Consider the following 11,921-nt stretch of genomic DNA (forward strand, 5'->3'; position numbering starts at 1 on the left):
ACGGCCTCATTTTCTTTCGCACTGCGTGGGATCGTTTTCAAACGACCTAGCGAACCGCCGTATGCGAGGCCCGCACGTACGGTGGTGTGAGAGGTGGGTCGGGAAACCCGACCCACCTACTCGATTAACCGGTCCCCGAATCCGTCAGTGTTCGCTTCGTCACATCGGACCGGCGGGCCGTCCTCGCGGCACCTTCGCCAGGGCCGCCGGGGCAGCTTTTGGCCCGGTTTTACGCGCTTTTCCGGTGATTTGTCCGCACTGACGGGCTGTGGCGCCGCCGATTTGTTGGGAGCGGAATCTTCCGGTAGAGTATTTACTCGTTGCCCCCCTAGCTCAGTGGTAGAGCGCGTTCTTGGTAAGAACGAGGTCACCGGATCGATTCCGGTGGGGGGCTCTGAATGAGGGCCTGTGTCAAGGCGGTTTTTGACCGGTTGATGCAGGTTTTTCTCATTCGTGGCGGTGTAGCTCAGTTGGTTAGAGCGCACGACTCATAATCGTGAGGTCGGGAGATCGAGCCTCCCCACCGCTACAGGACAAGCCCCCGGAATTCACAAGATTCCGGGGGCTTTCCTGTTTTCCGTTCCGGTCCGTGCAGGTTTCCCTTCCCGTCCCGGCGGGCGGCCGTGCCGCAGGCCCGCACCGTGACAAGCGCCATGATTCGCAGTAGCTTTGCAGCAACTGGCGGACGGGGAACTCAGTGGACTTCATTGAAGCGATCATGCTTCCGTTCAAGTGGCTGGTGTCCGTCATCATGGTGGGCTTCCACGATGGGCTGGCAACCCTTGGCATGCAGGCCGCCAGCGGCTGGACCTGGACGCTCTCCATCGTCGGGCTGGTGCTGGTCATCCGCGCCGCGCTGATCCCGGTGTTCCTGAAACAGGTCAACGCCCAGCGCCGCATGCGCCGCCTGCAACCGGACTTGAAGAAGCTGCAGGACAAGTACACGGGCAAGACCGACCAACTGTCGCGCCAGGCCATGGCGCAGGAGCAGATGGAGCTTTACAAGAAGCACGGAACCAACCCGTTCTCGGCGTGCCTGCCCCTGCTGATCCAGACGCCCTTCTTCCTGGCCCTCTTCCAGGTGCTCTCCGGCATCTCCACTGCGGCGGCTCAGGGTCAAGGCATCGGCACCATGAGTCACGAGCAGGTGGTGCAGTTCGATCAGTCCAGCATTTTCGATGCTCCGCTGTCCGCCACCGTGCTTCACGGCACACCTGCGGGCGGCAACGTGGTGGCCGTTTGGACGCTCTCGATCGTGATGATCCTGGCCATGACGGCAGCACAGTTCTTCACGCAGAAGCTGATCATGGCCAGGACCCCGTCCGAGGAAGTCCCGACGGGTCCTGTGCTGATGCAGCAGAAGATGATCCTTTACATCCTTCCGGTCGTCTTCGGGGCCGGCGGGATCATCTTCCCCATCGGTGTCCTGATCTACTGGACCATTTCCAACCTCTGGACGCTGGCACAGCAGTTCGTCGTCACGCGGCGGGCTGCGCCCGGCAACGGTCCGGTTCCCTCGCCACGGTGATCCGGGCAGCGGTGACCCGGCGCAGTTCTGGACAGCGCCGGCCCGGGGATGGCGCAAGATTTCCTGAGTCGTGCGTAACGGGCCGCGGCTGGCCGGAAACAATACGGATAGAGGGCGGCTCAGGACTACTCATCAGGGGGATATCGTGCTTTCCGAGCGTGAACTGGCGTTTATCGCGTTACACAAAGACAGTTATCCAGCGGTCTTCAGGTTCGTGCGCCGGAGGGTGGAATCCCCGGAGGTAGCGGAGGAAATCGCTGCCGATGTCTTTCGGGTGGTGTGGCAGAAAGAATCCGACGAGGAGTGCCCCGGCATCGCCTGGCTGTTGACGATTGCCCGGAACCTGATCGGTAATGCGTACCGGAGCCGTGACCGCCAGCGGGCGCTGCAGGAGAAGCTGCGTGCCACGGCGGTCCTGAGTTTCGGAGACGGATCCGAAAACCTGGCCGTGCATGATGCCCTGGCCGGTTTGCGGGAGAAGGACCGGGACATTCTCCAGCTTGCTTACTGGGACGGGCTGGGCGCGGCGGAGATCGCCGGTGTGCTGCGGTGCAGCGAGTCCGCCGCCAAAGTCCGGTTGCACCGGGCGCGAGCGGCGTTCCGGAAAAACATGCCTGCGGGCGCAGAATCGATCACACAGAGGATGGGTGCCTGAAATGGATCCGATCAAGAACATGGTTTCCGCGACCGATCCCGTGCGCAACGATCCATCCACCCCGGACGGCGAAGCGGCGCTGCGTCGGATGCTGTCCGGACCGGCCGCATTCAGCGACCGCCTCCCGGCCGGAGCAGCCTCGCTAGAGGAACGCAGGCTGCGGCGCGCCCGGCTGGCCGGCGTGATCACCTTGGCAGCTGCCGCCGTCACCGCCGGTGTGCTGGCGGCCACCAACCTCGGCCCGGTGACGTCCGCGCCAGGGCCGGCCGCCACCGTCACCTCATCGGAAAGCCCGGCGGCGACGCCAACAGCTGCGACGCCAACGGCGGCGACGCCGACACCACAGGCAACGGCGCCCGCCCAGCCCGCAGCCCTCGGAACCTTCGCCTTCCCTGACGGGCACCTGTCCTTTTCGCACCCGCGGGAGTGGAGCGTCCGGACGGAACAGGGACCATACCTGACTGAGGAGGCGAAGGCCGGGGCCGTCGTCGCGGTGGTGACTGACGACACCGGCGCGGAGGTGGCCCGGGTCCTCAGCGGGATGTACGGCGACGGGGCGGCAGGCAGCGTCAAGCGCACCGTTCTTGACCACGCGCCCGTACCCGGCCTCACTGACACATCAGGGAACCCTGCCGAGTTCGGTTTCGCCGCTGACCAGATCCTTCCCGTGACTTATCCCGGAATGCCGGACCCCACCGGGCCCGCGGACAGCACCCCCGACTACTACTTCATGGACGTCAGGCTGGCGCAGGAATTCCTGCCCACCCAGGACACCTCCGGCACCAACCAGATCCGCCTGTCCAACGGTGTCATGTCGGCATCTGTCGTGTTCGACTTTGAGAAACAGCCCGTCTTCGCCACGCCCGATGCCGCGAGGGAATGGATGGCTAGCGAAAGGTATGCGCAGCTGAAGACCATGCTCCTCAGCCTCAGGTACTCGTAAGCTGGGTCAATGACGCGCATCGCAATCATCGGCGGCCACGGCAAAGTGGCTTTGGAACTGGCCAGGATTCTCACCGCGGAAGGAGAGGACGTCACGTCCTTCTTCCGCAACCCGGACCATACGGAGGACGTCGCGGCAACGGGCGCCACGCCGTCGGTCCTGGACGTTGAACACTCGACGACGGCGGAACTCGCCGCCGCCCTCAAAGGCCAGGACGCCGTGGTGTGGTCCGCCGGTGCCGGCGGGGGCAGCCCCGAACGCACCTATGCGGTGGACCGGGACGCGGCCATCCGTTCGATGGAAGCGGCGGCGGAGGCCGGCGTCGGGCGTTACGTCATGGTGTCGTACTTCGGTGCCGGACCGGACCACGGAGTCCCGGCGGACAACAGCTTCCACGCTTACGCCGAGGCGAAGGCCGCCGCGGACCAGCACCTCCGCGGCACGGACCTGTCCTGGACGGTCCTGGGCCCCGGCACGCTGACGGACGGTCCCGGCAACGGCCTCATCGACGTCGATCCGGCGGACACCTCCGCCGGCACCGCCACGTCAAGGGCCAACGTGGCACTCGTGACGGCCGCGGTCCTGGGCTTGCCGGACACCGCCGGACGAACCATCGAGTTCCGGGACGGCACCTTGCCGGTCGCAGCAGCACTGCAGCCGGCGCAGTAGGCCCCGCCCACTGAACACAGAGTAGCCACCGGCCCGCACCCGATATCGTGGTGGAGGCGCCTGCAGAGCACTGCGGCGCCTCCACTTCGGGGAGAGTGAGCCTATGGACCAGCTGGCACTGATTATCGGACTGCTGCTTGCCACAGTGGTGGCGGTGGGTCTGGGGGACAAGCTCCGGCTGCCCTATCCCGTGCTCATGCTGATCCTGGCGGCATCGCTGACCTTCATCCCCGGCTTTCCGGAAATGGACATCTCGCCGGAGCTGATCCTGCCAATCTTCCTGCCGCCGCTGCTGTTCGCGACGGCCCAACGTAGCTCCTGGGCCGTCTTCCGGGTCCGCTGGCGCACGCTGATCATGCTCGCGGTGGCCCTGGTGGTCGTGTCCACCGCTGCCGTGGCAGGGGCGGCCTGGCTGATGATCCCGGGCATCGGAATTCCCGCCGCGATCGCACTGGGGGCCATGGTGGCTCCGCCGGACCCGGTGGCCGTGGAATCCGTGGCCGGCCGCGTGCACATGCCGCGGCGGCTCATCACGGTCCTGCAAAGCGAGGGCCTCTTCAATGACGCCGCCGCCATCGTCATCTTCCAGGCCGCCGTTGCGGCCACCGTCTCGGGCAGCAGGATAGGGCCCGACGTCGTCCTCAAGTTTGTGGTGGGGGCTGCGGTTGCGGTGCTGGTCGGCATCGCCATGGGCTGGGTCACGGCGCTGATCACACGGCTGGTGACCTCCATGGTGGCGCGCAGCGCGGTCACCCTAGTGGTGCCGTTTGCCGCCTACATCCTGGCGGAAGAGGTGCACGCCTCAGGCGTGATCGCCGTCGTGGTTACCGCACTGGAGATGAAGCGGCACTCGAGGCCGCAGGACGCCGCTGAACGGGTCACCCGCACGGCGTTCTGGGACGTGGTGGAGCTCCTGGTGACCGGGCTGGCCTTCGGGCTGGTGGGGCTGGAAATCCGCCACGTCATCCACGACGAGGGTACGGAGATCTACGGCATGATCGGCACCGCGGCGGTGGTGTGCGTGATCGTGTTTGCGGTCCGGTTCCTGTGGCTGGCCCTGCTGGCGGCCTCGGCGCGGAAGAACAGCAACCTGCTGCAGCCCGCCTCCGCCAAGGAAGTCCTCATCCTGACCTGGTGCGGCATGCGGGGCCTCGCAACCCTGGCGCTTGCCCTCGCGCTGCCCCTGACGCTGGCCGACGGCACGCCGTTCCCGGCCCGGGACCAGCTGCTGGTCATCGCCTGCGCGGTCCTGCTGGCCACCCTGGTGCTGCCCGGCCTGACACTGCCCTGGCTGATGAAAGTCCTGAAGGCCACCGGAGACGGTTCGGAGGAACGGGACGCGGCCCGGGTCCTGGCCAAACGCGCCCAGCAGGCCGCCATCGCCGCCCTCAAGGACAACGACCTCGTCAAGGAGCTCCCGCCGGAGAAGGTGGCGCTCGTCAAGGAAAAGATGACGAGGCTGCACGCCGAACTGCTGGATGGAAGCCTCCGGAACGAATCCCTGGACGAGAAGCGCCGGCGCGGGCGGGAGCTGGCCATTGCCGTGCAGACCGTTGCGCTCGATGCCGCCCGCCAGGAAGTGGTGGCTGCCCGGAACGAACCGGACATGGACCCGGAAGTGGCCGACCGCGTGCTGCGCCAGCTGGATCTGCGCACCATGATCATGCCGGAGTAGGACCAGCGCGGACGTTGGCTAGGCGGGGGCCGCGAGCTCCAGGTCAAGCGTGTTCTTCTCCACGAAGTCCAGGGCGCAACGGACGGCACCCACGGTCACGATCGAGTCGCCCAGCGGGGACGCCGCCACGGCCGGGGGAGTGGCGGTGTACCCGGGCAGGAGTTCAGCGATCGGCCCCAGCAGCACGCCTGCCGAGTTCGCCACGGCGCCGCCAATCACCACCAGCTCCGGGTTGATGATGGTGGCCACGGCCCCGATCACCCTGGCCATCCTGTCCGCCAGCCGGTCGAGGATGTCCAGGGCAACGGCATCCCCGGCGGAGGCAGCGGCAAAAACATGCTCCGCCTCGACGCCGTCGGCTGCGTGCTGCCGGAGCGAGGTCCTGGCCTTCCCGGCAAGGGCTTCGGCGGCCCAGGTGCGGGCCAGGGCAGCGATGCCGAAGGTGTCTCCGACCCCCTCCACCATGTCAAGGAATGCAAGCTCGCCTGCGCCGCCGGCACGGCCGTGCAGCAGCCGCCCGCCGTCGATCACTCCCGAACCGAGGCGTTCACTGGCGAGAATCACGACGACGTCGTCCACACCGGCCGCCGCACCCCGCCAGCGCTCACCCAGTGCGGCGAGGTTCGCGTCGTTTTCCAGGAGGACTGTCCAGCCGTGCAGGTCCTTGAGCGCGGAGCGCAGGCCCACGTCGAACAGTCCCCAGAAGTGCTGGGTCACCAGCACATCGCCGTTGCGGTCCACGGGTGCGGCGATTCCGGCACCAACGGCGAGCACGGAGTCGGGGGAGGCGCCCACGCTGCGGAGGGCCATCAGGGCGGTCCGGTCGACGACGGCGACCCGTTCTTCCGCCGTGATCTCGGCACCGGCGAACGGCTGGCTGGACCTGCCCAGGGCCTTGCCGCGGAGATCGGACACCACCACCGTCGCTTTGGAAATGCCCACGTCCATGCCCAGGACGCACCCGGCGCGCTCGTTGAGCTCGAACCGGCGCGCCGGCCTGCCCTTCTGGTAGCCGCCAAATGCCCGCTGGTTTTCCAGCTCCCTGATCCAGCCGCGCTGCATGAGGTCCTCGCAGACGGCAATGGCGGTGGCCCGTGTGAGCCCTGTGGCGTCCATGACCTCCGTGACCGTCACCGCCTGGGAAGCGCGCATGAATTCAAGCACTGCCCCGGCGCTCACACGCCGCAGCAGCTGGGGCGTTGCCGCCGTCATTTCAGACATGGTGTTGACCTCTCTGTGCTTTGCACCACATAATACTTGAGGAACTAAATTTAGATTCCATATAAACTTAGAGCAACGTGGACCGGACGGCCGCCGACTGCAGGCTCTACCTCCAGCCCTTCACTCAGCCTTTTGCAAAGGAGCAACTGTGAACCGCACCCTGAAGCACTGCCAGCCCGCACCGCAAGCACAGCCCAGCCGCCACCGCACGTCAGCCCCCGCCCTGTGAACGCGGCCCTGCCCGCATCGCTGCTCAGCAGGCGTGCCCTTTTCCGGACCGCCGGCCTCGCCGGAGCAGCCCTGATGATTCCGCTGTCCGCCTGCGGCGCATCGCCCGCGGCACAGACCGGAACCACCACGCTGCGTTTCATGCAGAACAAGCCCGAAGTGGTGGACTACTTCAACCAGGTGATCAAGGACTTCGAGGCGCTGAACCCGGACATCCGCGTGGTCCAGGACTTCAACGAGGGAAACTTTGTTCCGGGCCTCGTCCGCAACGACCCGCCGGATGTTGTGACCCGAGGCTTCGCCCAGGCCACCGCCGACTTCGTCAAGAAGGGCATCTTCGCCGACCTCTCGGACATGCCCGTGGCGAAAACCATCGATCCGAAGATGCAGGAGCTCGTCAACTCCTGGGGCCAGTACAACGGGACCGAGATCAGTGCCCTGCCGTTCTCGCTTGCGGCAGCCGGCGTCATCTACAACCGCGACATTTTCGAGGCGCAGGGCGTCTCCGTCCCCACCACCTGGGACGGATTCGTCGCGGCCTGCGAGAAGTTCAAAGCCGCCGGCATCGCGCCGATTTATGGAACGTACAAGGACCCGTGGACCCTCGCCCAGGGCATGTTCGACTACGCGTCCGGCGGGGCGCTGGATGTCGGGGAATTCTTCACGAAGCTCTACGCCCAGGGTGCCAGGATCACGAGCGATGCCCCCGAATCGTTTGCCAACAGCTTCGGCCCGGCCCTCCCCAGGATGCTCCAGCTCGCCTCGTTCTCGCAGAACGGCGCGGCCAGCAAGAACTACGCGGACGGCAACGCGGCATTCGCCAAGGGGCAGGCGGCCATGTACCTGCAGGGTCCGTGGGCGCTGTCACAGCTGGTGGCGGCCAACAAGAACATCAGGCTGGGAAGCTTCCCGCTGCCGGTGACCAACAACCCGGAGGACACCAAGGCCCGCGTGAACGTGGACATGGCGCTTTCCATCACCCGGAACACGCCCAACATGGCTGCGGCACAGCGGTTCGTCAACTACCTGCTGGAACCGTCCGTGGTGAACACGTACAACGAGAAGAACGCGGCATTCTCGCCGCTCAAGGACGCCCCCGCCGTCAGCAATCCGCAGATCAGCGGACTGAACGCGGCGGTGCAGGAGGCGCGCTACTTCCAGGGCGCTGTGACCTACTTCCCGCCGTCGGTGCCCGTGAACAACTACATCCAGTCCTTTGTGTACAGCAAGAACGGCGAGCAGTTCCTCGCCGCCCTCGACGACGAATGGCGCCGCGTCGCCGAGCGTACCGCGGTCTGACCCCCACCCGACTCCAGGAGCCTCAATGACTACAACATCCCGGGTGGCCCAGACAGCCCCTCCCGCAGAACCCAATAGCCCCGCGTCGGCCGCCGGCACCGTCCGGTCCAGGAGCAGGATCGACCCCACGTACTACTGGATGGTGGTGCCCGTCCTGGCGCTGTTCGCCTTCTTCATCACCCTGCCGGCACTCGTGGGCGTCTTCTTCAGCCTCACCAACTACGCCGGCTACGGCGACTGGAAGTTCATCGGGCTGATGAACTACGTCAACATCTTCAAGGACCCCGCTGTCCTGCAGTCCTACATCTTCACGTTTGTGTTCGCCCTGACCACCACCGTGGTGGTGAACATCGTGGCCCTCGCGATCGCGCTGGGCCTCAATGCGAAGATCAAATGGCGCACCGGCATCCGCACCGTGTTCTTCATCCCCATGGTGCTCTCCGCCCTGATCGTCTCCTTTGTGTTCAACTACCTGTTCTCCAACACGCTTCCCGTGCTGGCCGAACGGTTCGGCGTCACCCCGCTGGCCACGAGCATCCTCGCCAACGAGAACCTTGCCTGGCTCGCCATCGTCCTCGTCACGGTGTGGCAGGCGGCGCCGGGCGCCACCATCATCTACCTGGCCGGCCTCCAGAGCGTGCCTTCCGAGGTCTACGAAGCCGCGGACCTCGACGGCGCCGGCAGCTTCCGGCAGTTCCTCAGCCTGACGCTCCCGCTGATCATGGGGTACCTCGTAATCAATGTGATCCTCGGCTTCAAGGGATTCCTCGGAACCTACGAGATCATCGTGGGCCTCACCGGCGGCGGCCCCGGCATGGCAACGCAGTCCGTGGCCATGCGCATCTTCTCCGGCTTCACCGGCGGCGACTACTCCTACCAGATGGCGAACGCCGTCATCTACTTCCTGATCACCTTGCTGATCTCCGTCATCCAGCTGCGCCTCATCCAGCGCCGGGGGGTTTCACTCTAATGACCGCATCCACACTTGCCGCTCCCAAACAGCGGACGGCGGACGCCCCCGTCCGCAGCCACCGCCGGTCCAACCGTGAGGGCTTCAAGATCAACTGGTGGCTCACCGCGCTGATGCTGGCCGCATCGTTGACCGTCCTGCTGCCGCTCTATTTCACCGTTGCCATGGCGCTCAAGTCCCCGGACCAGATCGGCACCGGCACGGGCCTCGCCTGGCCGAACCCGATGAACTGGGAAAACTTCGCCGCCGCTTACGTGGCCACCAACTTCCCGCGGGCTTTTATGTCCACGGCGTTCGTTACCGTGCTGAGCGTCCTCGGCTCGCTGGCCAGCAGCTCCCTGGTGGCCTACGCTATTGCGCGGAACTGGAACCACCGGTTCTTCCGGGGCTCGTTCGTCTACCTGCTGTCCGCGATGTTCATCCCGTTCCCGGTGATCATCCTGCCCCTGATCAAGCAGACTGCCCTGCTCGGCCTGGACAACCCGGCCGGCGTCGTGTTCCTGCACGTCCTCGGCGGCATCTCGTTCAACACCCTGCTCTACATCGCCTTCGTGCGCTCCATCCCCGTGGAGCTCGAGGAGTCGGCCCGCATGGACGGCGCAACCACGTGGCAGGTGTTCCGCAAGATCATCTTCCCGCTGCTGGCTCCGATGAACGCCACCGTCGGGATCTTCGCTTTCCTCGGCTCCTGGAACGACTTCCTGCTGCCGCAGATGTTGATTGCGGATCCCGCGCTGCAGACCCTGCCGGTGGTGCAGATGCTGTTCCAGGGCGAATTCAACACCAACTACAGCCTCGCCTTCGCGTCCTACCTGATGGCCATGGCGCCCACGCTGGTGGTTTACATCCTTGCCCAACGTTGGGTACTGTCCGGAGTCATGCGAGGCGCAGTGAAGTAGGACGCACCTACCGGGCACTCATCCATTTTTCCCTTTACCAAAGAACAACCAACACCAGAAAAGGAATCTCCTTTGTCCACCACCGCCACTCTGGCAACCCTGTCCGATTCAAACCTCGCAGCCGATCCCAACTGGTGGCGCCAGGCCTCCGTGTACCAGATCTATCCGCGCAGCTTCTCGGATTCGAACGGTGACGGCCTGGGCGACATCAAGGGCATCACGGCCAAAGTTCCGTACCTGAAGGAACTGGGGATCGACGCCGTCTGGCTCAGCCCGTTCTACCCGTCGGCGCTCGCCGACGGCGGCTACGACGTTGACGATTACCGCAACGTGGACCCCAAGCTGGGCACCCTGGAGGACTTCGCCGAAATGTCCGCCGCGCTGCACGAAGCCGGCATCAAGCTCATCGCGGACATCGTCCCGAACCACTCCTCCGACCGGCACGAATGGTTCAAGGAAGCGCTGGCCTCCCCGCGGGGCTCTGCTGCCCGCGAGCGCTACATCTTCCGTGACGGCCTGGGCGAGAACGGCGAGCTGCCGCCGTCGGACTGGGACTCCGTCTTCGGCGGTCCCGCCTGGGAACGCATCACTGAACCGGACGGCACCCCCGGCCAGTGGTACATGCATATCTTCGCCAAGGAACAGCCGGACTTGAACTGGTCCAACCGCGAGATCCGCGACGACTTCCTGAAGACACTGCGCTTCTGGTCCGACCGTGGCGTGGACGGTTTCCGCGTGGACGTGGCGCACGCCCTCACCAAGGACCTCACGGAGCCGCTGCTCTCCAAGGTCGAACTGAGCGAGGCGAACACCGGCACTGACGGTTTTGCCGACGGCTCGCACCCGTTCTGGGACCGCGACGAGGTCCACGAGATCTACGCCGAATGGCGCGAGGTGTTCAACGAGTACAACCCGCCGCGCACCGCCGTCGCCGAAGCCTGGGTGCACGCCACCCGCCGCGCCCGCTACGCCAGCCCCCAGGGTTTGGGCCAGGCCTTCAACTTCGACCTGCTGCAGGCCGATTTCGACGCCGACGAGTTCCACGAAATCATCACCCGGAACCTCGCCGAAGCCACGGCCACCGGCGCCTCCTCCACGTGGGTGTTCTCCAACCACGACGTCGTCCGGCACGCCACCCGCTATGGCCTGCCGATGGGCGGCGGCGTCCACGCCAAGGGCCAGGACGGCAAGGGCTGGCTGCTGGCCGGCGCACCGGCCGAGGAACTGGACGTCGAGCTGGGCCTGCGCCGCGCCCGGGCGGCCAGCCTGCTGATGCTGGCCCTCCCGGGATCGGCCTACCTGTACCAGGGCGAGGAGCTCGGCCTGCAGGAAGTCGCCGAGATTCCGGACTCGGAGCGCCAGGACCCGTCCTTCTTCCGCAACAAGGGCGTGGAGATCGGCCGTGACGGCTGCCGCGTGCCGCTGCCCTGGGCCACGGAGGGCACGTCCTTCGGTTTCGGCGAAGGCCGGTCCCACCTGCCCCAGCCGGCCTGGTTCGGCCGGTACGCAGTCGACGCCCAGGACGGAGTGGCGGGCTCCACCCTGGAGCTGTACCGCAAGGCCCTGAAGCTGCGCCGCGAACTGCAGACCGCCGAGGAACTGGAGTGGGTGGAAACCGGCAACCCCAAGGTGCTGCAGTTCACCCGCCACGGCGGCTGGCAGTCAGTGACCAACTTCGGTGCCGAGCCGGTTGAGCTCCCGGCCGGTGAGGTGCTGCTGAGCAGCGCACCGCTGGACGGGAAGCTGCTGCCCGGCAACACCACCGTCTGGCTGCGCTAACAACTGAGACTTATGCACAGGTGGCGGGGGCCCGCCGGGGGGGCCCCCCCCGGGG

Annotated in this window: 10 protein-coding genes and 2 tRNA genes; 11 read left to right on the top strand and 1 reads right to left on the bottom strand. The window is 66.0% G+C overall.

All coding sequences use genetic code 11. The annotated features are described in order from the left end of the window. Positions 1-322 precede the first annotated feature (322 nt). The 7 genes from PV761_RS04340 to PV761_RS04370 all read left to right on the top strand — a co-directional run bounded on the left by PV761_RS04340 (position 323) and on the right by PV761_RS04370 (position 5,470). Positions 323-394, top strand: a tRNA-Thr gene (locus tag PV761_RS04340). A gap of 61 nt (positions 395-455) precedes the next feature. Then, positions 456-529 (top strand) — tRNA-Met (locus PV761_RS04345). 168 nt (positions 530-697) lie between these two features. Beyond that, entirely contained in the window at positions 698-1,528 is an 831-nt protein-coding gene (gene yidC / locus PV761_RS04350; protein WP_347894706.1) for a membrane protein insertase YidC, read from the top strand. A gap of 70 nt (positions 1,529-1,598) precedes the next feature. Then, complete coding sequence (locus tag PV761_RS04355; RefSeq protein WP_347894708.1) at positions 1,599-2,183, top strand: sigma-70 family RNA polymerase sigma factor; 585 nt, start codon at positions 1,599-1,601, stop codon at positions 2,181-2,183. Position 2,184: 1 nt separating this feature from the next. Continuing rightward, the gene (locus PV761_RS04360) at positions 2,185-3,126 is read left to right on the top strand and encodes a hypothetical protein (protein ID WP_347894710.1); all 942 of its coding nucleotides are present in this window, start codon (positions 2,185-2,187) and stop codon (positions 3,124-3,126) included. A 9-nt stretch (positions 3,127-3,135) separates the two neighbouring features. Further along, complete coding sequence (locus PV761_RS04365) at positions 3,136-3,795, top strand: SDR family oxidoreductase (RefSeq protein ID WP_347894712.1); 660 nt, start codon at positions 3,136-3,138, stop codon at positions 3,793-3,795. Between the two features lie 103 nt (positions 3,796-3,898). Continuing rightward, positions 3,899-5,470 (top strand): Na+/H+ antiporter, encoded by a 1,572-nt coding sequence (locus PV761_RS04370; RefSeq protein WP_347894714.1) that lies wholly within the window; start codon positions 3,899-3,901, stop codon positions 5,468-5,470. Positions 5,471-5,488: 18 nt separating this feature from the next. Here PV761_RS04370 and PV761_RS04375 read toward each other — a convergent pair whose 3' ends face one another. Further along, positions 5,489-6,691, bottom strand: coding sequence for an ROK family protein (locus PV761_RS04375; protein ID WP_347894716.1), 1,203 nt, complete (start codon positions 6,689-6,691; stop codon positions 5,489-5,491). Positions 6,692-6,916: 225 nt separating this feature from the next. Between PV761_RS04375 and PV761_RS04380 the strand changes: the two genes are divergently transcribed. The 4 genes from PV761_RS04380 to PV761_RS04395 all read left to right on the top strand — a co-directional run bounded on the left by PV761_RS04380 (position 6,917) and on the right by PV761_RS04395 (position 11,866). After that, complete coding sequence (locus PV761_RS04380; protein WP_347894718.1) at positions 6,917-8,218, top strand: extracellular solute-binding protein; 1,302 nt, start codon at positions 6,917-6,919, stop codon at positions 8,216-8,218. Positions 8,219-8,243: 25 nt separating this feature from the next. Next, positions 8,244-9,188, top strand: a complete 945-nt coding sequence (locus PV761_RS04385) for a sugar ABC transporter permease (protein ID WP_028269641.1) — start codon at positions 8,244-8,246, stop codon at positions 9,186-9,188. Further along, complete coding sequence (locus tag PV761_RS04390; protein WP_347894721.1) at positions 9,188-10,087, top strand: carbohydrate ABC transporter permease; 900 nt, start codon at positions 9,188-9,190, stop codon at positions 10,085-10,087. Before PV761_RS04385 ends, PV761_RS04390 begins: the two co-directional genes overlap by 1 nt. Positions 10,088-10,159: 72 nt before the next feature. Then, positions 10,160-11,866: an alpha-amylase family glycosyl hydrolase gene (locus PV761_RS04395; protein ID WP_347894723.1), complete on the top strand. Its 1,707-nt coding sequence runs from the start codon at positions 10,160-10,162 to the stop codon at positions 11,864-11,866. Positions 11,867-11,921: the final 55 nt, after the last annotated feature.

The organism is Arthrobacter sp. CC3, assembly GCF_039907775.1.
Classification (GTDB): domain Bacteria; phylum Actinomycetota; class Actinomycetes; order Actinomycetales; family Micrococcaceae; genus Arthrobacter.